Below are 22607 nucleotides of genomic sequence, written 5' to 3'. Positions count from 1 at the left end.
TTCGCCTGGGAATCCCCCCGGGCAAATGTCAACCCGTGCGGCGCTGCCAATAGCCTTTCCACAGCCGGCTGACGGGGTGCGCGAGCGCCGCGCTCGCGATCATCAGGTACTGTTCGCCATTGCTGACACGACGGTGATCTTCGCGCCACGCCATTTCTGACGAGTAGGCGTTGAGGTACGGGCCGGCGATGTGGTGATGCGTGCCGATCTCGGCGCGACGCAGGCGGGAGAAAAAGCTTTCCGCCATGTTGGTGCAGGATTGGCCGTCCGAATAGGCCTCGCTGTGGTTGATGCGCTTCGTCAGATAGAACGTGTGAAGCTCATCCCAATGCAACGCCTCGTCAGCGTGAACCGTAGCCGAGGGGTGCACGCGTCGGCCGATGGTCGCCAGCGAGGCGCCCTCAGACTTAAATACGAATGGCAACGTGCGACCGGCGCGCTCGCGCATGATGACCACGACGCGGCGCTTGCCGTTCTGGTTCTTGGCGAGACGGCGATCGACGCGGTTCTCTTTGAAGTTGGCCGGGCGAACGTGACCACCGAAATAGGCGCCGTCGATCTCGACCTCACCCGAGACAGTCATGTCGGCCATTTCGGCGGACATCGCCTCGCGCAGCTTGTGCGTCAAGACGAAGGCCGTCTTGTACTGGACGTTGATGTCGCGGGAGAGCTGCAAGGCCGAATGGCCCTTGGCGCCGTTGACGAAGATCGCGATGGCCAGGAGGTAGTCGCGGATAGCCAGTTTGCGGCTGGCGAAGATCGTACCAGACGTGACCGAGAACTGGTGCGTGCAGGCTTTGCACTTGTAGAGCTTGCGGGTCTTGAACGTGTAGACCGCACCGCAGTTGCAACGCGGGCAAACCGGCTCGCCGCCAGTGTCGCACCAACGGATCTGGCGAAAGGCGCTATGCGCTTCGTCGTCCGACATGCGGGCGACCGTCACCAAAGAGAGGGTGCGGGCCGCTGCGGAAAGGAGGAAATGCTGTGCCATGCCCACGCCAACGAATATCGTTGACATCAGTGATATCCATGGAAATCAGCGACGTCAACACTTTTCGTTGGGGTTGACTGAAAAACTTTTTGTCACTAGTCATCGTGTATGTCGCCAGAACAGAGCCGCGCCGCGCGCGGGTGGTTGGATTGGACGCAAGATCAGCTAGCGAGCGCTGCAAGCGTATCGCTTTCGACCGTGCGGGATTATGAGAAGGCGCGTCGCGTCCCAATCGCCAATAATTTAAACGCGATGAGGCGCGCCCTCGAAGGCGGCGGGATCAATTTCACAGCGAGTGGAATCACTTACGCCCCGCCAACGAAAAGCGTTGAGGCGCTAGACGCCCCTGCCTAGGTTCGCTATATAAAGGGCGCCCACTTTGCAGTTACCTGCAAAGCGGGCGCTGTGGTGGAGGTAAGGGGACACGAACCCCTGGGCTCGCTGGTGGGAGACCGTTAGCCCGACCATCTACCCCCGCAGAGCGACCCGGATGCGCGAACACCCGAGCCGCCGCGTGGTTATTCAAGTGGGTCGACGGTCAACGTCTTCTCATGTGCCACCTCCCCGACCGGCTCCACGGTCGTGCTGTTGGTTTCAGGAACCTGAGCCCGCTCATTCGTCCCCTCGGACGTTGGATGAGCGGGCTCATTCGTTTCTGGCGCATCGGGCGCCAAACTCCACAAGTTACCCAAGCGGGTAATTTTCCCCTCTGCCTTCAGCCGCGACAACTGCGGGCTCAGCGAAGTCCTAGGGTAGTCAGTATCGAATTTGGCGTTGATGGCCGACAACAGATCCAACGCTGTAAGGCCTGTGCCTAGAACCCCAAGGACTTCCAACACAGCTTCCTTAATCGTCTTCTCGGGGATTGGCCGCCGCGAGACTGTCATGCCTACCCCTTGGGTAGTCGCGCGCCCTTGGGAGGTTCCGACCGACAAGACATAAGTAGCCGGCGGCGGTGGCGGCGCTTCGGTAATGGGCTTAAGGTGCAGCCCTGCCGCTTTTGCAGCCTTTTGAAGCTGCTCTCGCTCTTGTTCATTGAGCGCAAGCTTGCGCCTTAAGCTAGCATCGTCGGTTGCAAGCTCGTTCATCCGGCCGTGTAAGAATTCTTGGAGCGTAGTCATGGCTGCCTCTCCTTGAGTCAACCCATACGTCGAGTCGGCAGCCAAGGCAAGCGCCCAAGCCAAGATTGGGAAGTCTCAGAAAGTTATCCACAGGCACTCTATGGTTAACGGACTCAGCAGTTGGTGAGCTTGCTACCTAATGCCGGATAATCCAGGGCGCACAGAGCCGCGATCAGCTGCGTCAGAACCGCCTCTTCGCGACGCAGCGGGACTGCGACCGTGTAGACCGGAAGGCGACTGTCATCGACGCGCCAGCGATGCGTCCGCCAGAGATCGGCCGTTGCGGGCTCGAACACGGCTGCGAGCCGCAGCACGATCATGCCCAGAAAGACCGGCCCGACCAGCAGCGCCAGAACGGCAAAGGTCTGCAGCGGGGCTCGGGCGCCGAAATACGCGGCGAATCCGATGCAAAGGGCAGCCGCGATACGCTGGCCGCGGCTGGAACCCGTGCGTGCGCTTTGCCGAGCCTTTCCGGCTCCATCGAGCCCTGCGATATGGCAGGCGAGCGCGGCTCCATTGGTCTCGCGCAGGCTGTTCGCGAAGGCTTCAGGCGTCGTCACCGCGACATCCGTGCGGCCCTCCAGCCCTGCGACGAGCATACCACGTAGCGCTTTGCCGGTCGGCGCGATGACGAAGCGCAGGCTGCCCATGGTGTCGGAAGCGACCGCGGCGACGCCTTCGCGCAGGAGCGCGCCATAGCTGCCGCCCGGCCGCAGCTTCAGCTGGCCGTCGTGGAAAGGCAGCCGCAGTTCGGCGGCCAGCGCCCGATAGAAGCGGACCTCGGTGATCAGCCCCGAGGCGATGAGCTGCTGCGCCGGCTCGACGCCCAACCGTTCCGCCTGTCGCGTCGCCGCCGCCAGCGCCTCGACGGGAACGCCATGCCGGGTCAGAAAGGCGATCTCGCGCGGAACCGAAGACGCCGCATCCAGCACCAGCCGCCCCCCTTTACACAACGCTACAAATCAGTGCTCCACATGGTTAGCGGAGCGTTACGACAACCCATGGTTGCCGATTTTGCGAGATGCCGCAAGGTCATGCTGAGGTGTGGCCGGAAGCCATCCTACCGTGTTCCGCCTCACGCCACCCGTTTGTCGGGAGAATCGCACAGGTCGTTCAGCAGGCAGTGGCCGCATTCGGGCCGCAGCGCCTTGCAGGTGTAGCGCCCATGCAGGATCAGCCAGTGATGCGCGTGCCTGCCGAATTCGCGCGGCACGGCCTTCTCAAGGCCGAGTTCGACCTGAAGCACGTTCCAGCCCGGCGCGATGCGCAGCCGGTTGGAAACGCGGAAGACATGGGTATCGACTGCGTGAGTGATTTCGTCGAAGGCGATGTTGAGCACGACATTGGCGGTCTTGCGGCCGACGCCGGGCAAGGTTTCGAGCGCCTCGCGATTGCCCGGAACCACACCGCCGAACTGCGCGATCAGTTTCTCGCTCAGTGCGATCACGTTCTTCGCCTTGGTCCGGAACAGGCCGATCGTCCTGACCAGTTCGCGCACCCGATCCTCGCCGAGACCCAGCATCTTTTGGGGGGTATCGGCGAGTTCGAACAGCTTTCGCGTCGCCTTGTTGACGCCCGCATCCGTCGCCTGCGCCGAGAGCACGACCGCAACCAGCAGGGTGAAGGGATTGACGTGTTCGAGTTCGCCCTTCGGCTCGGGTTCTGCGGACCGGAAGCGCTCGAAGATCTCGCGGATTCCGGCCGCGTCGCGGGCGCGCGCGTTCGTGATCCCGGCCGGGCCCGGGGCGCGGCGTTTGGGCCTGTTCTCTGGCGTCATCGGCGCGTTATAGTGAGGCCATGATCCCCGGCAAGCCCGATTCAGGCGAGAGCGGTGCAGGCCCTGATATGGCGGCCGAGCGCCCTGTCTTCGACGCGACGATCACGCCGCATCGCTCGCTCGGCCAGAACGGCATTCGCATCGTAATGACGCTGGTCTGCCTGTGCAGCGTCGTCTCGTCGATCCCCTTCATCGTGCTCGGCGCCTGGCCGGTGGCAGGCTTCTTCGGCATCGACGTGCTGGCGCTGTTCATCGCCTTCCACGTCAATTTCCGCCACGCCCGCGCCTTCGAGCGCGTGATCGTGACGCCGCTCGAAGTGCTGCTGCGAAAAGTCTCGCATCATGGCCGCGAGGCGGTCTGGCGCTTCAACCCGGCGTGGACCAAGCTGGAGCGCCAGGACGACGAGGATTACGGACTGCTGCGGCTCAGCCTCGTCTCGCGCGGGCAGAGCGTCGCGGTCGCCGCCGCATTGTCGCCGGGCGAGCGCGAGGGCTTCGCCGAAGCGCTGGGCACTGCGCTGGCCAGCGCGCGGCGCGGCGCCGATTTCGGCCCGGCGTAAGCCTCCCTCAGGGTCTGGCGTCCAGAAAGGTCCGGACGAGCTTCACCGTCGCGGTCGGGTTCTCCTCCATGATCCAGTGACCCGAGTCGGGCACGACCGCGCCCTGCACATTGGTGGCTGCGAACTTCATCACCTCGGCCATGGTCAACCCGAAGGACTTCTCCCCGCCGAGCGCCAGTACGGGCATGGTGAGCTTGCCCTCCGCCAGGAACGCCTTGTTGTCGATCGCGTCCTGGTCGAAGGCGGCGAACTGGGCAAAGCCCGCGTGCATCGCGCCCGGCCGGGCGTAGAGCGCGGCATAATGCCTGCGTGAAGCCTCGCTGAAGCGGCTCGGCGTGGCCGAGAACTCGTTCCAGAAGCGGTCCAGATAGATCCGCTCGCGTCCGGCGACGAGGCGCTCCATATCGGGCCCGCCGAAGCGGAAATGCCAAAGCAGCGGGTTCTTGAGGATCTCCTCCCATGGGCCGACGCCCGGCAGCGGCGCATCGATCAGGACGAATTTCGTCACCCGGTCGCGATAGGCGGCGGCAAAGGCGTAGCCGACCATGTTGCCGATGTCGTGGGTGACCAGATCGGCCTTGCCGACCTTCAGGGCGTCGAGCACGCCGGCGACATCTCCGGCCTGGGTTTTCTTGTCGAAACCCCCCTCGGGCTTGGTGGAGAGGCCCATGCCGCGCAGATCGGGAACGATGACGGTATGGTCGCGGACGAGCTCGGTCGCGAGCGGCCCCCACATGTCGCCGGTCTCGCCATAGCCGTGCAGCAAGACCACGGCCGGCCCCTTGCCGCCGACGCGGACATGGATCGTCGTGCCGTTGGTCTCGATCTCCTGAAGGCGGAAATCCGAGGGGAACGGCACGATGCCGTCAGCAGCGAGCGGTGCGGTAGACATGTCGGTGTTCCCCTGGCTGTGATCAGCAGCGGCGTCGGCCGCGATGCTGCCGGAGAATGCCCGCCCCGGAGCCCCAGGGATAGCCGTCCTCTGTGACGAGCAGCGCAGTTCGCGAGCCGGACGGTGCGACTTGCCAGCTTTCGGGTGGAGTCCGCATGGTGCCGGACCTAATTTCGCGTCATGACGAATGATGCGAGGTTCACGACGATGAATGTCCATGGCTCCATGAAAACCGCGATGACGCCGACCCGTTTCTCCAACGCCGTGCTGGCCCGCGCCACCGAGGCGATGCCGGCCGAAGGCGATTTCCCGATGGCAGCGCCAGGCTCCGACTACGACACGGTGCGCAAGATCCTGGCCTTCATCACGGAGCGGTGGCGCGAGCAGCCGACGATCGAGGCGATCGCCGATGCAGCTGGCGCGACCCCGACCGACGTGCACCATCTCTTCCGGCGCTGGTGCGGCCTCACCCCGAAGGCCTTCCTGCAGGCGATCACGCTCGATCATGCCAAGGGCCTGCTCGGCGCCTCGGCCAGCATCCTTGACACCAGCTATGAGGTCGGTCTGTCGGGACCGGGCCGGCTGCACGATCTCTTCGTCACCCATGAGGCGATGTCGCCGGGCGAATGGAAGGCCGGCGGCGGCGGGCTGAAGATGTCCTATGGCTTCCATGCCTCGCCCTTCGGGGAAGCGCTGATCGTCGCGACCGAACGCGGCCTCGCCGGCCTCGGCTGGGTCTCGACCAGCGTCGATGGCGGCAAGGCCATCGGCGGGCGGGCGGAGGCGCTGGCCGACATGATGCGGCGCTGGCCCCATGCCGATTACCACTTCGACCCGGCCACGACGCGCCCCTACGCTGCCCGTGTCTTCGATCCGAAGGCGTGGTGCGAGGAGACGCCTTTGCGGGTGGTGCTGATCGGCACGGATTTCGAGGTCCGGGTCTGGGAGACGCTGCTGCGCATTCCGGTTGGCCGGGCAACGACCTATGGCGATGTCGCGAGCCGGATCGGCAAGCCGAGCGCCGCGCGGGCGGTGGGGGCGGCCGTCGGCAAGAACCCGATTTCCTTCGTCGTGCCCTGCCACCGCGTCATCGGCAAGTCCGGCGCGCTCACAGGCTACCATTGGGGACTGACCCGCAAGCGCGCGATCCTGGGCTGGGAAGCCGGGCAGACGGCGGGTGTGTAGCAGCGGTTCTCAGGGCCGCAGCCACATGTCCCAGCATGGCGACAGCTCCACCAGCCGCCGTCCTTGCAGCGCCGGGGCGAAATGCTTGGCGATCATCGAGCGCGCCGTCGTCGGCGGGCATTTCGGCGCCAGGATCGCGTCCGTCGCGGCGATCGCGGTCAGCGTCGGCGGCGCCAGCGCAGGGGTGCTACGGCCGGGGTCGATCCCGATCGGCACATGGCTTGGAGAGATACGGCCCAGCAGGGGATTGATCGCATCGACGAAGTCGAGCGTGAAGACCCCGTTCAAATGACGGCCGCTGCTGGCCTCCCAGGTACGAATGGCGGTGATGCCCTGCTGGAGTTCGAGCAGCCAGACGCCCTGGTAGTCGATCTCGGAATACAGGATCGGCGAGGGCAGCACGTCGCGTGCGACGAGGTCGCGATAGCTCGCCTGCTGCACGGCATAGTGCGCCAGCATGTCCTTGGCGCGTTCGGCGCTCTCGTTCTTCATGCTGATGCGCCCCAGCGGACCAAGGTCCGGCAAGGAAAGCCCGACATAGGTGGCCGCACCCAAACCCGCCCGCGCACTGCGCTCGATGAAGATCACGGCGCTAGGCAGCGCGACCGCCAGCGCCATGACCAGCACGACCGGCCGCAGCGCCTCGTCACGGCCGCGCCATTCCATGATGACCAGAAGCAGTACCGGCCAGAGCCCGATGAATTCGAGCGAACCGGTGTTCTGCGTCTCGAAGAAGGTCAGTGCCAGGAGCCCGGCGGCGAGCCAGCCGAGCGGGGAGTCGGCCTGCTCGCGCACGCTTGCAACCGAGAGCGCCGGCCGTTGCCGCCAGGCCGCGAGCGCGAGCACGCCGATCAGCAGCAGGCAGGGGCCGACGACATTGAACTTCACCGAGGCAACGGTGAGGAAGCGCGGCAGCAGCGCATTGGTGTTGAGCAAAAGCAGCGTCAGGATGTCTTCGACATAGGCTCGTACCGCCCCGGTTCCGAGATCGACGAGAACCAATGCGGCGATAACCCCCACGGCTGCTAGCACCCCGTCGCGCAGCCGCAGCCGCCCGATCAGCACGGCGTAGCCGACCAGCAGCGTTCCGGTGACCGCGCCGGTGATCTTGACCAGGAACAGCGTCAGCATCAGCGCCCCGACCAGCCCCGCCATCAGCGCGCGGCCGCGCACGAACAGCAGCGTCGCGATCAGCAAATAGAGCAACAGGCTGACATGGCGGTTGTAATGGCCGTAGCCGTCGAAGCCCGGTGCTGGAAAAAGGCTGTGCAGGTTCACCGGCAGCGAGGCGAAGAGCAGGAATGGCAGGAGCAGCGCCAGCGCCTGTCCGCGCGAGCGGGCATCCACATGGGCGATCAGGGCCGCGAATAGCGGCAGCAGCACCGGCAGCAGGGCCCAATTGACCAGCAGCATCGGCTGCGCCTGCGGAAAGAGCGCCTCCAGTCCCGCCGCCAGATAATAGCCGAGCGGCCCGACCGGCGCGAAGAAGTCGAGGCTGGGGACCTGGCCTAGCCCGATCCGGTGGATCGCGTCGAGATAGACGGCGGTGTCCCAGGCATTGGGTCCGAGCGGCAGGCGCAGCGGCAGTACGAGGCCCGCCAGCACGACGAGCGTGAAGGCGGCGAACCAGAACCGGGGCAAGCCGAGCAGGCGGGTGACGGCGCCCGTCGTCGCAGCGCTGCCCGCAACCCCAGCCTTCAGATCGCTCAACGCCATCACCGCCCCGGCATTTGCCCACCGGGAGCTTGGCAGAAAATCCTTACCCGGAGCCTTCCACGATCTCCGAGAACCGGTGCGGCAGTTCAAATCCCCATCCGAGCGGGTCGTCGGCCTCGATCGTGAACATGCCCTCGCCGGAGAAATAGCTGGTGCCGCCGACCTCGACGGTCACCGCGCCGGCCGCCGGGAAGGTCGCCGGCCCGACGACGCGGCCTGAAAAGGTTCCGCCGGTGATGCTGCGGAACAGCCGCTCCTGCCCCTGCCCGATCAGCCCCTTGGCATGGTCCAGCGCCATTCGGGCGGTCACGCCCGAGCCGGTCGGCGAGCGATCGATCTGGCGTTCTGCGAAGACGCAGAGATTGAAGCTCGTCTCGGACGGCCCGGCCTCGTCGGTGACGATCGTGCCGTAGAGAAAGCCGAGATCGGGTTCGGTCGGATGCATGATCGGCGGCCCGGCCCGCACCGCGTCGGTCATCGCGCTTGCCGCCGCGACGATCTCGGCGATGGGCGTCTCGAAGAGGTCTAGCCCGAAACGAGAGGCCGGCAGGATGCAGTAGAACGCGCCACCATAGGCGATGTCGGTGGTGATGGGCCCGAGCCCCGGCACCTCGACGACACGGTCGCGCGCCTGCACGAAGGCCGGTACGCTCTCGAAAGAGACGTGGCCGACCGTGCCGCCCTCGACCTCGCAGGCGAGCCGCACCAGCCCGCAGGGTGCTTCGATCGCGAGGCGCGTCATCGGCTCGACCGTCTCGACGAGGCCGGCCTCGATCGCGTAACGGCCAAGCGCGATCGTGGCGTGGCCGCACATGGTCGAATAGCCTTCGTTATGCGTGAACAGCACGCCGAACGCTGCTTCCGGATGCGAGGCCGCGATCGGGATCGCGCCATACATCCCGGCATGGCCGCGCGGCTCCAGCATCATCGCGCGGCGTAGATGATCGTGGTTGTCGCGGGCGTCGCGGCGCTTCTCCAGGATCGTCGCGCCGCGCAGCACAGGATAGCCGCCGGTGACGATGCGGACCGGCTCGCCACAGGTGTGATAGTCGCGATAGCTCAGGCGGGTCATTCGAGGTTCTCCACCATCATTGCGAGCGTCGCGGCGGATCGCAGCCCGGTTTGGTGCAGCTGTCGGCAGCCACCTCGCAGGCGAATGCGAGCGCCGCTTCGAGATCGCCTCTGGCCGCCTTGGCCAGCCCCGTCCCGAGCCTGTCTCGCGCCGCAAGCACGGCCAGGAAGCCGCCGATGAAGGTGTCGCCTGCTCCCACCGTATCGGCAACCACGACCGAGGGAGACGGCATAGCGAATGTTCCGGCCGGCCCGTCATGGACTGCTCCGTCCATCCCCCTGGTCATCAGGACGATGCGGGCGCCAAGACCACGCCAGTCCATCGACACTTCGTCGGCCGTCTTGCCGGGGTAGAGCCAGTCCAGATCGTCGAGGCTGACCTTGACGATGTCGGCGCGCGCCACCCGCTGCTCGATCAACCGCGTCGCTTCGTCATGCGGCGGCAACGCCGAGGGACGGATGTTCACGTCGTAGCTGGTGCTGGCGCCCCTTCTCCGGGCGCTCTCGATCAACGCCAGCGTCGCTTCACCCGATGGACCTGCCGTCGCGCCGAAGGAGGCGGCGTGAAGATGGAGGACAGCTTCGGGGCACTCGCGCGGCACGCCGTCGGGTTCGCCGTGAGCGGTGCCGTCGAGATAGAGACCGAAGGCCGGCACGCCGTCCGCTCCCAGCGGCGCGACGATGGCGACGGCACTGGGGCGGTCGCTCGCGACAACGCGCCTATCGTCGATGCCCTCCACCGCCAGAGCCGCGCGAAAGCGCTGCCCAAGCGCATCGGTCGAGAGCGCGCCCGCATAGCCGACATCCGCTCCGAAGCGGGCCAGTGCCAGCGCGGCGTTGAAGCCCGAGCCGCCGAGCACCGCCTCGTAGTGCCGGCCCTCGCCGTCGCGCGGGATGAAATCGCCGATCGCCTCGCCAACGACGAGGATCGCCGGACCGCTCACAGCAATCCGCGCTTCGCCAGATTGCGCATCAGATGCGAGGTGCCGAAGGTCCAGTGCTCGCAGGCGTCGCAGCGGCGCATACGATTGACGAGCGCACCCAGCTCCGGCGCAGCGATGGTGACGATGTCGCCCTGCTTGTGGGTAAAGCCGCCGCCGGGCGTGTCGCGGTCCTGGATCGGCGCGAACATGGTGCCGAGATAGAGCGCCGCGCCGTCAGGATACTGGTGGTTGGCATTCAGCATCTGGCCGGCGAGATCGGCCGGGTCGCGGCTGATCTTCGCGATCGAGGACGAGCCTTCGAGCCGGAAGCCGTCCTCGCCTTCCACCGTCAGCGTCACGGTGGTGTTGCGGACATGGTCGAGCGTGAAGCCGGAATCGAAGAGGCGAATGAACGGCCCGACCGTCGCCGAGGCATTGTTGTCCTTCGCCTTGCCGAGCAGCAGCGCCGAACGCCCCTCGACATCGCGCAGGTTGACGTCGTTGCCGAGCGTCGCGCCGACGATGATCCCTGTCGAGGCGACGATCAGCACGACCTCCGGCTCCGGGTTGTTCCAGGTCGAGGCGGGATGGAGGCCCGCGTCGTAACCGGTGCCGACCGAGGACATCGACGGGGCCTTGGTGAAGATCTCGGCGTCGGGCCCGATGCCGACCTCGAGATACTGGCTCCAGGCGCCCTGCTTGATCAGCACCTCCTTGAGATGCATTGCCTCGGGCGAGCCAGGCTTCAGCTTCGAGAGATCGTCGCCGATCAGCTTGCCGATTTCTTCGCGAATGGCGACGGCGGCGGCCGGATTGCCGCGCGCCTTCTCCTCGATGACGCGCTCCAGCATCGAGACCGCGAAGGTGACGCCGGCCGCCTTCACGGCCTGCAAGTCGAGCGGCGAGAGCAGCCAGGGCCTTCTGGCATCGCGGGCATCGACGGGTGTGTTCGCCAGGATGTCGGCAAGCGGACCGATGGGCGTGCCGCTCGCAGCCTTTGCAGCGCCGGCCGGATCTTTCGCCTCGCACAGGTCGCGCGTCGTCGGAAACGTGCGGCTGATGTCCATCAGCTGGCCCTCGCGCAGGACGACCACGGCGGGGCCTGCAACATCCGGCAGCCAGGCGCGGCCGACCAGTGTCGCGCTTGCGGCATCTGCCGGCAGCGTGTTGGCAGGTGTGAGGGATAGCGACATGGCGGACATCCATCGTCGTGGAAAGGAGGGTGCGGAGAACAGCCGCTTCCGGCGCAATGTGCAAGAGCCGAGAGCGCACATCGCATCATCGAGGACCGTCGTCATTTTGTCATTGAAACGTCACCTCGGCTTCATGCTAGCTTGCGCACCAACGACAAGAGCCACCCAAGACGATGCAGGGTGGAAAGGGAGACGAAGATGACCGTGAAATCGATGATCCTGATGTCCGTCGCGACAGTCGCGATGGCCGCTTCCGCTCCGGCGCTGGCGCAGACCGAGATCCAGTGGTGGCACGCGCTGACCGGCGCCAACAACGATGTCGTCGTGAAGCTGGCCGAGGACTTCAACGCCTCGCAGAAGGACTACAAGATCGTTCCGGCCTATAAGGGCTCCTATCCGGACACGCTGAACGCCGGCATCGCCGCCTTCCGCGCCAATGCCGCGCCGCACATCCTGCAGGTCTTCGAGGTCGGCACCGGCACGATGATGTCCGCCAAGGGCGCCGTGAAGCCGGTCTTCGAACTGATGAAGGAAGCCGGCGAAGCATTCGACCCCAAGAGCTATCTGCCCGCCATCACCGGCTACTATTCGACGGCCAAGGGCGACATGCTCTCGATGCCGTTCAACTCGTCGTCGATGGTGATGTGGTACAACAAGGACGCCTTCAAGAAGGCCGGCCTGAACCCCGACGCGCCGCCCAAGACCTGGCCTGAGGTCTTCGAGGCCGGGAAGAAGCTGAAGGCCGCCGGCTTCGACAAATGCGGCTTCACCAATGCCTGGGCGACCTGGGCCAACATCGAGCAGTTCGGCGCCTGGCACAACATCCCGATCGCCACCAAGGCGAACGGGCTCGACGGCTTCGACACGGTGCTGAACTTCAACAGCCCGCTCTTCCTCAAGCACTGGACCAACCTGGTCGAGCTGCAGAAGGACAAGACCTACGACTATTCCGGACGTACCAACACCGGCGAGGGCCGCTTCACCTCGGGCGAATGCCCGATCATGCTGACCTCCTCGGCCTTCTTCGGCAATGTCCGCGCCAACGCCAAATTCGACTGGGCGAATGCGCCGATGCCGTATTATCCCGAAGCCGCCGGCGCGCCGCAGAACTCGATCATCGGCGGCGCCTCGCTGTGGGTGATGGGCGGCAAGTCGGCTGCCGAATACAAGGGTGTCGCCAAGTTCTTCACCTTCCTCTCGGATGTCGATCGCCAGGTGAAGCTGCATACCGAGTCGGGCTATCTGCCGATCACCAAGGCGGCCTACGAGAAGGTCAAGGCCTCGGGCTTCTACAAGGACAAGCCCTATCTCGAAACGCCGCTGCTCGAGCTCAACAACAAGGAGCCGACGGAAAATTCGCGCGGCCTGCGTTTCGGCAGCCTCGTCCAGATTCGCGACATCTGGTCCGAAGAGCTGGAAGCGGCGCTGAACGGCCAGAAGACGCCCAAGGCGGCGCTCGATGCCGCCGTCGAGCGCGGCAACCAGATGCTGCGCCAGTTCGAGCGGACCGCGTCGCGCTGACCCCCTCCTGTCGTTCCGGGGCGGCCCGAATGGGCCGAACCCGGAACCCACGACTGGGCGGAACCTTCAGGTTGCGCCTTTGACAACTCTCACCCGGTCGTGGGTTCCGGGTTCTTCGCTACGCGAAGCCCCGGAATGACACGAGCAGTGCTTGCCATGCAGAAGAACGCCTACTTCACTGGATTGACGGTCCCTCTCCTGCTGCTGGCCCCGCAGCTGGTGATCACCGTGCTGTTCTTCTACTGGCCGGCGAGCCAGGCGGTCTGGCAGAGCTTCCTGCTTCAGGACGCCTTCGGCACCTCGACCGAGTTCGTCTGGTTCGAGAACTACCAGCTGCTGTTCTCCGATCCCGGCTATCTCAAGGCTTTCTGGAACACCGCGATCTTCTCGTCCTTCGTCTGCGTCCTGTCGCTTGGCCTGGCGCTGCTCTTCGCCGTGATGGCCGACCGGCAAATCCGGGGCGCCGAGATCTACAAGACCCTGCTGATCTGGCCCTATGCGGTCGCGCCGGCCGTGGCCGGCGTGCTCTGGCTCTTCATGTTCGATCCGTCGCTCGGGATGCTGGCGCGCGGGCTGTCCAATCTGGGCATCGCATGGAATCCGCGGCTGAACGGCAACGACGCGATGCTGCTGGTCATTCTGGCAGCGACCTGGAAGCAGATCAGCTACAATTTCCTGTTCTTCCTCGCCGGCCTGCAATCGATCCCCAAGAGCGTGATCGAGGCCGCCGTGATCGATGGAGCGCGGCCCTGGCGGCGCTTCTGGACGATCGTCTTCCCGCTGCTCTCGCCGACGACCTTCTTCCTGCTCGTCGTCAACATCGTCTACGTCTTCTTCGACACCTTCGGCATCATCGACACCGTCACCGGCGGCGGCCCCTCGGGCCAGACCGAGACACTGGTCTACAAGGTTTATTCCGACGGCAAGGGCGGCTCCAATCTCGGCGGCTCGGCGGCGCAGTCGGTCATCCTGCTGATCATGGTGATCGGCATGACGGCAGTGCAGTTCCGCTTCATCGAGCGCAAGGTGAGCTACTGATGGCCTCGGTGCTGTGGAGCGAACTCACCGCCGAAGAACTGCGCGCCAGGGCTGCGGCCGACGCCGTCGTGGTGCTGCCGGTCGCCTCGATGGAGCAGCACGGGCCGCATCTGGCCGTCGGCGTCGATACCATCCTGTGCGGGGCGGTCTGCAAGACGGCCGCCGAGCGCGCCGGGGATGTCGAGGTCGTCGTGGCGCCGACGCTGTGGTGCGGCATGGCCGAGCATCACATGGCCTTCGGCGGCACCTTCACCTTCGACATCCCGACCTATCGCGCGGTCCTGCTCGCCCTGCTGAAAAGCATCGAGCGGCACGGCTTCCACCGCGTCGTCATCGTCAACGGCCATGGCGGCAACATCGCGGCCCTCTCGGCCTTCCTGCCGGACTTCGCGAGAGAGACGAAACTGCGCATTCTGGCGACAACCTATTTCCTGCTCGCCCAGAAAGACATGGCGCCGACGATGCAGGACCAGACCAGCGTGATGCATGCCTGCGAGGTCGAGACTTCGATGATGATGGCGTTGGCGCCCGATCTCGTGCGCGAGGATCGCCTGAGCGAGGCGTTCGGTATGCGCGATGCCGACCCGGCCGCCTTGATGGCTCCCACCGTCGTGCGCTATCGCCCGTTCCGGGACATGACGCAGACCGGCGTCATCGGCGATGCCCGCCGCGCCACACCCGAAAAGGGACGAACCTTCATCGACGCGTCGGCCGATGCGCTGGTGCGGCTGTTGCGCGAAACCGGAGGAACGGCCTGATGGTCGAGGACCGCCGCCTGGGCGACATCATCGCCTACATCATCCTGACGATCGGCGTGCTGATCGTCGCCTTCCCGGTCTGGCTCACCTTCGTCGCCTCGACCTGGGATGCGTCCACCATCATCAACGGCCAACTGCCGCTTTATCCGGGACCGTATTTCTTCGAGAACTACTACAAGATCCTCTTTGTCGGCACCTCTGGCACGACGCGCGAACCCGTCGCCGGCATGATGCTGAATTCCTTCATCATGGCGATGGCGATCGCGCTGGGGAAAATCCTCATCTCGGTGCTGTCGGCCTATGCCATCGTCTATTACCGCTTCCCGTTCCGGATGGCGGCGTTCTGGATCATCTTCGTCACGCTGATGCTGCCGGTCGAGGTCCGCATCTTCCCGACCTTCAAGGTCGTCTCCGACCTGCGGATGCTCGACACCTATCAGGGGCTCGCCATCCCGCTGATCGCGTCGGCCACCGGCACGCTGCTGTTCCGGCAGTTCTTCATGACCATCCCCGACGAACTGCTGGAGGCCTCCAGGATCGACGGCGCCGGCCCCTTCAGGTTCTTCAAGGACACGGTCATCCCGCTCTCGATCACCACGATCGCGGCGCTGTTCGTGATCCAGTTCATCTATGGCTGGAACCAGTATCTCTGGCCGCTGCTGGTGACGACCAAGGACTCGATGCAGACCATCGTCATCGGCATCAAGAAGATGATCGTTACCTCCGACGCCCTCACCGAATGGCAGCTCGCCATGGCCACCGCCATGCTGGCGATGCTGCCGCCCGTCCTCGTCGTCGTCCTGATGCAGCGGCTCTTCGTCAAGGGCCTGGTGGAGACGGAGAAGTAAGTTCGGCAATGGGCAGTCGGCAGTAGGCAGTCGAGCGCCCATCCTTCCAACCCGACTGCCTACTGCCGATTGCCTACTGCCCAGGAATCCCATGGCCCAGGTCACCCTCACCAACGTCAAGAAGGTCTATTTCGGCGGCGTCGAAGCCGTGAAGGGCGTGTCCTTCGACATTCCCGATGGCGGCTTCTGCGTGCTCGTCGGCCCGTCCGGCTGCGGCAAGTCCACGCTGCTGCGCATGGTGGCGGGTCTGGAGACGATCTCGGCCGGCGAGGTCTCGATCGGCGATCGCGTCGTCAACGAGATCGGGCCGGCGGAACGCGACATCGCCATGGTCTTCCAGAACTACGCGCTCTACCCGCATATGAGCGTCTACGAGAACATGTCCTATGGCCTGCGCAATCTCGGCACCCCCAAGGACGAGATCGACAGGCGCGTGAAGGAAGCCGCGCGCATTCTCGCCATCGAGCCGTTGCTCGACCGCCGCCCGCGCCAGCTTTCGGGCGGTCAGCGCCAGCGCGTCGCCATGGGCCGCGCCATCGTGCGCAAGCCGCAGGTCTTCCTGTTCGACGAGCCGCTTTCCAACCTCGACGCCAAGCTGCGCGTGCAGATGCGTGTCGAGATCAAGAAGCTGCAGCGCGCGCTCGGCGTCACCGCGATCTACGTCACGCACGACCAGGTCGAGGCGATGACACTGTCGGACAAGCTCGTGGTGATGAATGGCGGCCAGGTCGAGCAGATCGGACTGCCGGCCGAGGTCTACAAAAAGCCCGCCAGCAAGTTCGTTGCGACCTTCATCGGCTCGCCGCCGATGAACATCCTGCCCGGCACGATCGACGGCCCCGGCATCGTCGCGCTCGGCGATGCGATCCTCGAGGCGCGCGACCTGCGCGAGGATCTGACGACGGGGTCCGCCGTCGAGGTGGGCCTTAGGCCCGAGGATGTCGAGATCGCCTCGGAGGGCGCCGCCGGCTCGCTGCCCTTCGACGTCGAGTTCATCGAGGAACTGGGCGCGACGCAGCTTTTCCACGGCCAGTTGTCTGGCCTGCCCTTCGTCATGCAGGCGGCGACCGACGTCGTCTCGGCCAAGCCCGGCCGTCTGTGGATCACGGTCGACCCCGACCGGGTGCACGTGTTCGACGTGACGACGGGTGCAAGGCTGGGGCGGACGTAAGCTCGCTGCCGCTCGACAAAAACTTGCCGTCATTCCGGACAAGCGGCGAAGCCGCGCCGATCCGGAATCCATCGAAGGGCATTGCGCTCTACGATGGATTCCGGGTCTCCGCTTCGCTGCGCCCGGAATGACGGCGCGTATGAATGCAGTCGTTGGTCCTTACGAGACCGGCGCGTACTTCACCGCGCAGCCATAGGACTTCGTGCTCGCCTCGCTGACCGGCTTGCCAGCCTTCAGCTCGGCTACGGCCTGCCGGACATAGCTCTTGGCGCCGGTCAGGCTCGCGGCGCTAGAGGACGGCTTGTCGTCGATCGCGCCCATATAGGCGAGCGTCCCCTTCGGATCGACGATATACATGTGCGGCGTCGTCGTTGCGCCATAGGCGCGGGCGACCTTGCTGTCGGGGTCGAGCAGCACGGCGGCAGGAGCGGCGTCACGCTTGGCGGTCAGCTCCTTGGCCATGGGTCCCTCGACATGGCCCTGCTCGCCGATGGGCGAGGAGATCACCGAGAGCCAGACGACGCCCTCCTTTGCCATGTCCTTCTGCAGGCCCTGCATGGTGGCGCTGTTGTAGTGCTTCCGGACATAGGGGCAATCGTGGTTGGTCCATTCCAGGATCACGGTCTTGCCGGCGAACTCAGCAAGATTGCGGGTCTTGCCGTCGGCGTCGATGGCCTGGAAGGCGGGGGCGGGCGCCCCGACCTTGGCGGCGCCTTGCGCCAGAACAGGGCCAGCTGCGAATGCGAGACTGGCAAAAGCGAGGCCGGCGATGAAGGTCTTGCAGGTCTGATGGGCCGTCATGGTGCGTCTCCTCCGGTTTGGGGTGAAGTTCAAGGCCGGTTCGCGACCGTCTTGAGATCGAGCCCGGCCGCGCGCCTTGCGGCCGTGATCAGCGAGTCGGGTGTCAGCAGTTGCGGCAGGATCTCGGCCTGACCGTCGCGCTTGCCCGGATAAAACAGATAGAGCGGCACGCCGGCCCGGCCCTGCTCTGCCAGCGCCTGGGCGATCGCGGAATTGCGGTTGGTCCAGTCGGCCTTGAGATAGGCGACCTTGAGTTCGGCGAAGGCCTCCTTGACCTCCTGCCGCGAGAGCGCGACGCGCTCATTGGCCAGGCAGGTGATGCACCAGGCGGCGGTGAAGTTGACGAAGACCGGCCGCCCTTCCGCCTGCAGCGCCATGACGCGCTCGGGCGTCCAGACCTGCGTATCGGCGGCGCGCGCCTCGCTCGTGGCGCTCGGCACCGCGCTCTGCAGCACGAACCAGCCCGCGCCGAACGCTGCGACGACGCCGAGAGCCGAACCGATGAGACGGGCCCGGCCGGAGTCGCGCGACACGCCCGACAGCCAGACGATGAAGCCCGCCGCCAGCACCGCGACCAGCGCCGCCAGCACGCCGCCCGGACCACTCTGTACCGAGGCGACCCAGATCAGCCAGATCGCGGTCGCAAACATCGGGAAGGCGAAGGCCTGTTTCAGGACGACCATCCAGCGGCCCGGCTTCGGCAGTAGCCTCAGCAGCCCCGGCGCGAAGGAGAGCGCAACGACGGGCAGCGCAAAACCCAGCGCCAGCGCCATGAACACGGCAAGCCCCAGCGCAGGCGGCTGCGTCACCGCATAACCCATCGCCGCGCCCATGAACGGCGCCGTGCAGGGCGTGGCGACGACGACCGCGAGCGCTCCGGTCATGAAGGCGCCGACACGCCCCCCCCGGCTCGCCAGCCCATGGCCGACACCCTGCACCGAAGTGCCGACCTCGAAGGCGCCAAGCAGATTGAAGCCGATCAGCGTCATCACCACGGCAAGCGCGATCACCAGCGGCGGCGACTGCAGCTGGAAACCCCAGCCGACGCCCGAACCGAGCGCCGCGAAGCCGATCACGATGCCGGCCAGAACCATGAAGGTGGACACGACACCAGCGAGGAACAGCAGCCCCTGCTCGCGCACCTCGCTGCGGCTGGCCCGCGCCAGCTGCGCGAAGCCGAGCGCCTTGATGAACAGCACCGGCAGCACGCAGGGCATCAGGTTGAGGATCAGCCCGCCGAGAAAGGCAAAGGCGAGCGCAGCCCAGAGCGTCAGATCGGCGCCCTCGACGGGCATCGGCAGGCGCACTACGGCCGGACGCGGCGCGGATGCGGCTTGTCCTGCCGCCGTCACCAAAGCAGGCGCCGCCTCGGCGGTGAGCGCGAGCGAGCGCGGCACGCCGCCGTCCTTGTAGGTCAGGACACCCGACAGCTCGGCATTCGTCAGCTTGAACGCGCTCGATCGCGCCAGCTGCAGCGTCACGCCATTGCTGTCCGCCGTCATCGGCTGCGGCGCGGCATGGTCGATCAGCGTGTCCGACAACGGAAAGAAGCGCAGGTCGCGGATATCGGCGGCGATGCCCGGCAGCGCCAGCAACAATGACTCACCCTCTGCGCTCAGCCTCCCCTTGAAGTCGGCCGGTTGCGGCAGAATTGCCCGTGCCTGATCGATGCGCGCCTGCGCTGACTCGTCGACGACCGCGGCCTGCGCCACCGGCAGATCGAGCGTGAAGGAGCCCTCTTCGGGAATGCAGATCTTTTCGCAGACCAGCCAGGTCGCGTTCGCCTTCAGGGTGATCGTCTGCCCGGGCTTGGCGTCGGCCGGCACGGCAATCTCGACCGGCAGCAGCAATGTGCCCTCGAAGCCAAAATTCACCAGCGGCTCGACCGGCAGCGCCTTCGGCGCCGGCCACTGGATCTCGCCGGCGCTCAGGCCCGCCGGCAGCGCCCATTCGATCCTCGTCGCCTCGCCCGAATCGCCGGGGTTCTGCCAATAGGTGTGCCAGCCCTTGGAAATCTTCTGGACGAGCGCGACCTGGAAGCGCTCGCCGGGAGTCACCGTATCGCGGCTCGACAGCAGCGTCGCGGAGACGCGCGGCGTCGTCACGGCCGCCGATTCCGCCGCCGGCGCAAGGCCGGGCGCCAGCAGCGCGAGGACGAGCGCCGCCTGCCGCAAGAAACCGTGTCGGGACATCAAGGCCATGAGCTGCGTCGTCATCCTGTCGAGTTCAGCGTCCAGATGCCGGATTTCACGCCTGAAATCCAATGACAAGCCGGTGATGCCCGAAAAACGCGGTCATTTTCAGGCAATGCGGGCGATCGCGCAAAGCGCCATGATGTCGCCGCGCGCCATGGTCTTAGCTGCGTGTCCCGACAGTCCGAGTCGTGAAAGCCATATCATGACCGCATCGCTCCCGGCCCTTGCTCCAGACCATGTCGCCGTCGTCACGGGCGCGGCCTCGGGCATCGGCTTTGCCGCCGCGCGCGCCTTCGCCGGCCGCGGCATGAAGGTCGTGATCGCCGACCGCGACGCCGAGGCGCTGAAGGCGGCCGGCCAGATTCTGGAAACGCTGGTCGGCGCGGAAAACGTGCTCGCCGTCCCGACGGACGTGGCCCGCCGCGAAGCGATCCAGGCGCTGCACGAGCAGGTCGTCGCCCGTTTCGGGGCGGTCCATGTGCTGATGAACAATGCCGGCATCCAGCCTGGCAGCACGATCTTCGGCCCGTCCGAGAGCTGGGAACAGATCCTTGCGGTCAATCTCGGCGGCATCGTCCATGGCACGCAGGTCTTCGCGCCGGCCATGATCGCGTCGGGCGAGCCCGGTCTGATCATCAACACCGGCTCCAAGCAGGGCATCACCACCCCGCCGGGCGACCCCGCCTACAACGTCTCGAAAGCCGCCGTGAAAGCCTTCACTGAGGCGCTGCAGCACGAACTGCGCGAGACGGAAGGCTGCGCAGTCACGGCCCACCTGCTGATCCCCGGCTTCGTCTTCACGCCGCTGACCGCCAAGGGCCGCATCGAGAAGCCGGCCGGCGCCTGGACGCCCGAGCAGACGGTCGATTTCATGCTGGAGCGGCTGACAGCCGGCGATTTCTACATCCTCTGCCCTGACAATGACGCGACCCGCGCGCTCGACGAGAAGCGCATGGCCTGGGCGATGGGCGACATCATCGAGAACCGCCCGCCGCTCTCGCGCTGGCATCCGGGCTTCGCGGAGGCGTTCAAGGCGCATGTCGAGGGGCGGTGAGCGCCTGCCGTCATTCCGGGGCATCGCGCAGCGATGAGCCCGGAACCCATAACCACTGCCCTCGGCGAGCCATGCGACCGGCCTCGGTACCATGTCCGGCACGCTCCGAGGTTATGGGTTCCGGGCTCAGGCCTTCGGCCTGCCCCGGAATGACGGCAAGCTCAGATCGCAGCCCCGTCCGTCACCGTATCGGCACCGAGCCCGAGCCGCACCGCCCGAACGATCTCGGCTTCCGCCGCCTCGCCGCGCTTGCGCGGACGGGCTGCCGAAATCCGGTGCTCGGCGATGATCTGGCCCGGCGCGCCCGAGAGGATCACCACCCGGTCGGCGAGATAGGCCGCCTCGTCGATGTCGTGGGTGACGAACAGCACCGTCTTTCCGGTCCGCTGCCAGACCCGGATCAGCTCATCCTGCAAAGTCTCGCGCGTCAGCGCGTCAAGCGCCGAAAAAGGCTCGTCCATCAGCAGGATTTCGGGATCGACCGCCAGCGCGCGGGCCAGCGAGACGCGCTGGCGCTGCCCGCCCGAGAGCTGATGCGGCCAGCGCTGCGCTTGCGGTGCCAGTCCGACGAGATCGAGCATCTCATGCGCCCTGGCCAGCCGCTCGGCGCGCGTCATCTGCCCTTCGAGTCCGAAGCCGACATTCGAGACGACCTTGCGCCAGGGCAGCAGGCGCGAATCCTGGAAGACCAGCGCGACCGGCCGGCGCGTCGAATCGTCCGCGTTGATCACGACCTCGCCGCCGCTCGGCTGCGCCAGTCCCGCGATCACCCGCAGCAGCGTCGACTTGCCGACACCGGACGGCCCGACGATCGCTAGGAACTCGCCGCGCGCCACCTGCAGGTCGAGCTTGCGCAGCACTTCGGTCTGCTCGCCATCGCGCGTGAAGGTCAGCGACAGGCCCAGAATCTCGATCACGGTCTTCTCGATCACGCTTTCCATCGCAGCACCCATTTCTGGAACGCCACGAACAGCGTGTCGAGGAAGCCGTAAAGCCCGGCCATGGTCAGCATGTAGACCACGACGATATCGGTCGCGAGCAGGCTCGATGCCTGCATCATGCGCTGGCCGACGCCGGCGACGCCGAAGATTTCGGCCGCGACCACCGCCATCCAGGCCTGTCCCAGCGCCGTGCGTACTCCCACGAGAATGCCGGGCATGGCGGCGGGCAGCAGGATCTTGGTCAGCCGCTGCCAGGGCGAGCGGAAGCCGAAGGCGTCCGCCACCTCGATCAGGTCGCGGTCGACGCCGCGGATCGCGCCCTGGGCCGCGAAGAAGACGATCCAGAACACGCCGATCGCGATGATGAACACCGCAGCCGACGGGTTCACGCCGAACCAGATGATGGCGAAGGGCACCCAGGCGAGGCCGGGGATCGGCCGGAGCACTCGCACCACCCAGGCCGTCGCCTCCTCGGCGATGCGCGACATGCCGACCAGCACGCCGAGGCCTGCACCGAGCACCGAGCCGACGATCAGGCCGGTGAAGTAATGCCCGAGCGAGCCGAGGATTGCGGTGAGCCAAGCGCCCGAGGTGACCTCACGCCAGAACGCCTTCGGAAGCACGCTCGGCCCCGGCAGGAAAGCCGGATTGACGATGCCGAAAAAAGGTATCGCCTCCCACAGCAGCAGGAAGGCGACAAGGCCGAGACAGGCGAGGGCCGGAGCCCGGAGGGAATGCGCAGTCAACTCACTCTGGCCTCAAAATCATACCGCCGTCATTCCGGACCAGCGGCGAAGCCGCGCCGATCCGGAATCCACCATAAGGCACAGTCGGCTCTATACGATGGATTC

General features: G+C 66.0%; 22 protein-coding genes. 9 read left to right on the top strand and 13 right to left on the bottom strand.

Features of this window, described 5'->3' with window-relative positions:
- Positions 1-28 precede the first annotated feature (28 nt).
- The gene (locus AXW83_RS20000) at positions 29-991 is read right to left on the bottom strand and encodes an IS1595 family transposase (protein WP_066620908.1); all 963 of its coding nucleotides are present in this window, start codon (positions 989-991) and stop codon (positions 29-31) included.
- 108 nt (positions 992-1099) lie between these two features.
- On the opposite strand from AXW83_RS20000, the gene AXW83_RS26695 reads away from it, so the two are divergent.
- Entirely contained in the window at positions 1100-1345 is a 246-nt protein-coding gene (locus AXW83_RS26695; RefSeq protein WP_082767263.1) for a helix-turn-helix domain-containing protein, read from the top strand.
- Positions 1346-1509: 164 nt separating this feature from the next.
- On the opposite strand, the gene AXW83_RS19995 is transcribed toward AXW83_RS26695, so the two are convergent.
- The 3 genes from AXW83_RS19995 to nth form a co-directional block, all read right to left on the bottom strand.
- Positions 1510-2112 carry a hypothetical protein gene (locus tag AXW83_RS19995; RefSeq protein ID WP_066616331.1) on the bottom strand — a complete coding sequence of 201 codons (603 nt, stop codon included), beginning with the start codon at positions 2110-2112 and terminating at the stop codon, positions 1510-1512.
- A gap of 113 nt (positions 2113-2225) precedes the next feature.
- Complete coding sequence (locus AXW83_RS19990; protein WP_066616328.1) at positions 2226-3044, bottom strand: hypothetical protein; 819 nt, start codon at positions 3042-3044, stop codon at positions 2226-2228.
- A 143-nt stretch (positions 3045-3187) separates the two neighbouring features.
- Positions 3188-3889: an endonuclease III gene (gene nth, locus AXW83_RS19985; protein ID WP_082767262.1), complete on the bottom strand. Its 702-nt coding sequence runs from the start codon at positions 3887-3889 to the stop codon at positions 3188-3190.
- 20 nt (positions 3890-3909) lie between these two features.
- Between nth and AXW83_RS19980 the strand changes: the two genes are divergently transcribed.
- Positions 3910-4449 carry a DUF2244 domain-containing protein gene (locus AXW83_RS19980; RefSeq protein ID WP_066616326.1) on the top strand — a complete coding sequence of 180 codons (540 nt, stop codon included), beginning with the start codon at positions 3910-3912 and terminating at the stop codon, positions 4447-4449.
- 7 nt (positions 4450-4456) lie between these two features.
- Here AXW83_RS19980 and AXW83_RS19975 read toward each other — a convergent pair whose 3' ends face one another.
- Positions 4457-5341 carry an alpha/beta fold hydrolase gene (locus tag AXW83_RS19975; RefSeq protein ID WP_066616323.1) on the bottom strand — a complete coding sequence of 295 codons (885 nt, stop codon included), beginning with the start codon at positions 5339-5341 and terminating at the stop codon, positions 4457-4459.
- A gap of 288 nt (positions 5342-5629) precedes the next feature.
- Here AXW83_RS19975 and AXW83_RS19970 point away from each other — a divergent pair, with 288 nt between their 5' ends.
- Entirely contained in the window at positions 5630-6526 is an 897-nt protein-coding gene (locus AXW83_RS19970; protein WP_066620903.1) for a methylated-DNA--[protein]-cysteine S-methyltransferase, read from the top strand.
- A 9-nt stretch (positions 6527-6535) separates the two neighbouring features.
- On the opposite strand, the gene AXW83_RS19965 is transcribed toward AXW83_RS19970, so the two are convergent.
- Genes AXW83_RS19965 through AXW83_RS19950 form a run of 4 tightly spaced genes read right to left on the bottom strand, consistent with a single transcriptional unit; the run spans position 6536 to position 11429 of the window.
- Entirely contained in the window at positions 6536-8242 is a 1707-nt protein-coding gene (locus tag AXW83_RS19965) for a hypothetical protein (RefSeq protein WP_066616320.1), read from the bottom strand.
- A gap of 43 nt (positions 8243-8285) precedes the next feature.
- Complete coding sequence (locus tag AXW83_RS19960) at positions 8286-9314, bottom strand: proline racemase family protein (RefSeq protein ID WP_066616316.1); 1029 nt, start codon at positions 9312-9314, stop codon at positions 8286-8288.
- Between the two features lie 16 nt (positions 9315-9330).
- Positions 9331-10257 carry a carbohydrate kinase family protein gene (locus AXW83_RS19955; RefSeq protein WP_066616315.1) on the bottom strand — a complete coding sequence of 309 codons (927 nt, stop codon included), beginning with the start codon at positions 10255-10257 and terminating at the stop codon, positions 9331-9333.
- Complete coding sequence (locus AXW83_RS19950) at positions 10254-11429, bottom strand: fumarylacetoacetate hydrolase family protein (RefSeq protein ID WP_066616313.1); 1176 nt, start codon at positions 11427-11429, stop codon at positions 10254-10256. Before AXW83_RS19950 ends, AXW83_RS19955 begins: the two co-directional genes overlap by 4 nt.
- Positions 11430-11627: 198 nt before the next feature.
- Here AXW83_RS19950 and ugpB point away from each other — a divergent pair, with 198 nt between their 5' ends.
- The 5 genes from ugpB to AXW83_RS19925 all read left to right on the top strand — a co-directional run bounded on the left by ugpB (position 11628) and on the right by AXW83_RS19925 (position 16765).
- On the top strand, positions 11628-12950 hold the full coding sequence (gene ugpB / locus AXW83_RS19945) for a sn-glycerol-3-phosphate ABC transporter substrate-binding protein UgpB (RefSeq protein WP_066616311.1): 1323 nt from the start codon (positions 11628-11630) through the stop codon (positions 12948-12950).
- Positions 12951-13106: 156 nt separating this feature from the next.
- A complete protein-coding gene (gene ugpA / locus AXW83_RS19940; protein WP_066616309.1) occupies positions 13107-13988 on the top strand; it encodes a sn-glycerol-3-phosphate ABC transporter permease UgpA in 882 nt (293 codons plus the stop codon).
- Positions 13988-14746: a creatininase family protein gene (locus AXW83_RS19935; protein ID WP_066616305.1), complete on the top strand. Its 759-nt coding sequence runs from the start codon at positions 13988-13990 to the stop codon at positions 14744-14746. Before ugpA ends, AXW83_RS19935 begins: the two co-directional genes overlap by 1 nt.
- A complete protein-coding gene (ugpE, locus tag AXW83_RS19930; RefSeq protein ID WP_066616302.1) occupies positions 14746-15594 on the top strand; it encodes a sn-glycerol-3-phosphate ABC transporter permease UgpE in 849 nt (282 codons plus the stop codon). The genes AXW83_RS19935 and ugpE overlap by 1 nt, the downstream gene beginning before the upstream one ends.
- A 91-nt stretch (positions 15595-15685) precedes the next feature.
- A complete protein-coding gene (locus AXW83_RS19925) occupies positions 15686-16765 on the top strand; it encodes a sn-glycerol-3-phosphate import ATP-binding protein UgpC (RefSeq protein WP_066616300.1) in 1080 nt (359 codons plus the stop codon).
- Between the two features lie 159 nt (positions 16766-16924).
- Here the strand turns inward: AXW83_RS19925 and AXW83_RS19920 are convergent, their stop codons facing one another.
- Both AXW83_RS19920 and AXW83_RS19915 read right to left on the bottom strand, forming a co-directional pair.
- On the bottom strand, positions 16925-17566 hold the full coding sequence (locus AXW83_RS19920) for a thioredoxin family protein (RefSeq protein WP_066616297.1): 642 nt from the start codon (positions 17564-17566) through the stop codon (positions 16925-16927).
- Between the two features lie 29 nt (positions 17567-17595).
- On the bottom strand, positions 17596-19782 hold the full coding sequence (locus AXW83_RS19915; RefSeq protein WP_210179615.1) for a protein-disulfide reductase DsbD family protein: 2187 nt from the start codon (positions 19780-19782) through the stop codon (positions 17596-17598).
- A gap of 181 nt (positions 19783-19963) precedes the next feature.
- On the opposite strand from AXW83_RS19915, the gene AXW83_RS19910 reads away from it, so the two are divergent.
- Positions 19964-20815, top strand: a complete 852-nt coding sequence (locus AXW83_RS19910) for an SDR family NAD(P)-dependent oxidoreductase (RefSeq protein ID WP_066616291.1) — start codon at positions 19964-19966, stop codon at positions 20813-20815.
- A gap of 161 nt (positions 20816-20976) precedes the next feature.
- Here the strand turns inward: AXW83_RS19910 and AXW83_RS19905 are convergent, their stop codons facing one another.
- Together AXW83_RS19905 and AXW83_RS19900 are read right to left on the bottom strand one after the other, a co-directional pair.
- Positions 20977-21768, bottom strand: coding sequence for an ABC transporter ATP-binding protein (locus tag AXW83_RS19905; protein ID WP_236841723.1), 792 nt, complete (start codon positions 21766-21768; stop codon positions 20977-20979).
- The gene (locus AXW83_RS19900; protein WP_066616286.1) at positions 21744-22502 is read right to left on the bottom strand and encodes an ABC transporter permease; all 759 of its coding nucleotides are present in this window, start codon (positions 22500-22502) and stop codon (positions 21744-21746) included. The genes AXW83_RS19905 and AXW83_RS19900 overlap by 25 nt, the downstream gene beginning before the upstream one ends.
- Between the last annotated feature and the right edge of the window lie 105 nt (positions 22503-22607).

It is taken from the genome of Bosea sp. PAMC 26642 (genome assembly GCF_001562255.1).
GTDB lineage: Bacteria > Pseudomonadota > Alphaproteobacteria > Rhizobiales > Beijerinckiaceae > Allobosea.
Note: the sequence above shows the minus strand (reverse complement) of the source record. Positions and strands in the feature narration are given on the sequence as shown.

Bases quoted from the DNA above. Each gene is read 5' to 3' on its own strand.
- AXW83_RS20000 (WP_066620908.1), bottom strand. From the start codon at position 991: ATGGCACAGCATTTCCTCCTTTCCGCAGCGGCCCGCACCCTCTCTTTG.
- AXW83_RS26695 (WP_082767263.1), top strand. From the start codon at position 1,100: ATGTCGCCAGAACAGAGCCGCGCCGCGCGCGGGTGGTTGGATTGGACG.
- AXW83_RS19995 (WP_066616331.1), bottom strand. From the start codon at position 2,112: ATGACTACGCTCCAAGAATTCTTACACGGCCGGATGAACGAGCTTGCA.
- nth (WP_082767262.1), bottom strand. From the start codon at position 3,889: ATGACGCCAGAGAACAGGCCCAAACGCCGCGCCCCGGGCCCGGCCGGG.
- AXW83_RS19980 (WP_066616326.1), top strand. From the start codon at position 3,910: ATGATCCCCGGCAAGCCCGATTCAGGCGAGAGCGGTGCAGGCCCTGAT.
- AXW83_RS19975 (WP_066616323.1), bottom strand. From the start codon at position 5,341: ATGTCTACCGCACCGCTCGCTGCTGACGGCATCGTGCCGTTCCCCTCG.
- AXW83_RS19970 (WP_066620903.1), top strand. From the start codon at position 5,630: ATGCCGGCCGAAGGCGATTTCCCGATGGCAGCGCCAGGCTCCGACTAC.
- AXW83_RS19965 (WP_066616320.1), bottom strand. From the start codon at position 8,242: ATGGCGTTGAGCGATCTGAAGGCTGGGGTTGCGGGCAGCGCTGCGACG.
- AXW83_RS19960 (WP_066616316.1), bottom strand. From the start codon at position 9,314: ATGACCCGCCTGAGCTATCGCGACTATCACACCTGTGGCGAGCCGGTC.
- AXW83_RS19950 (WP_066616313.1), bottom strand. From the start codon at position 11,429: ATGTCGCTATCCCTCACACCTGCCAACACGCTGCCGGCAGATGCCGCA.
- ugpB (WP_066616311.1), top strand. From the start codon at position 11,628: ATGACCGTGAAATCGATGATCCTGATGTCCGTCGCGACAGTCGCGATG.
- ugpA (WP_066616309.1), top strand. From the start codon at position 13,107: ATGCAGAAGAACGCCTACTTCACTGGATTGACGGTCCCTCTCCTGCTG.
- AXW83_RS19935 (WP_066616305.1), top strand. From the start codon at position 13,988: ATGGCCTCGGTGCTGTGGAGCGAACTCACCGCCGAAGAACTGCGCGCC.
- ugpE (WP_066616302.1), top strand. From the start codon at position 14,746: ATGGTCGAGGACCGCCGCCTGGGCGACATCATCGCCTACATCATCCTG.
- AXW83_RS19925 (WP_066616300.1), top strand. From the start codon at position 15,686: ATGGCCCAGGTCACCCTCACCAACGTCAAGAAGGTCTATTTCGGCGGC.
- AXW83_RS19920 (WP_066616297.1), bottom strand. From the start codon at position 17,566: ATGACGGCCCATCAGACCTGCAAGACCTTCATCGCCGGCCTCGCTTTT.
- AXW83_RS19915 (WP_210179615.1), bottom strand. From the start codon at position 19,782: ATGACGACGCAGCTCATGGCCTTGATGTCCCGACACGGTTTCTTGCGG.
- AXW83_RS19910 (WP_066616291.1), top strand. From the start codon at position 19,964: ATGACCGCATCGCTCCCGGCCCTTGCTCCAGACCATGTCGCCGTCGTC.
- AXW83_RS19905 (WP_236841723.1), bottom strand. From the start codon at position 21,768: ATGGGTGCTGCGATGGAAAGCGTGATCGAGAAGACCGTGATCGAGATT.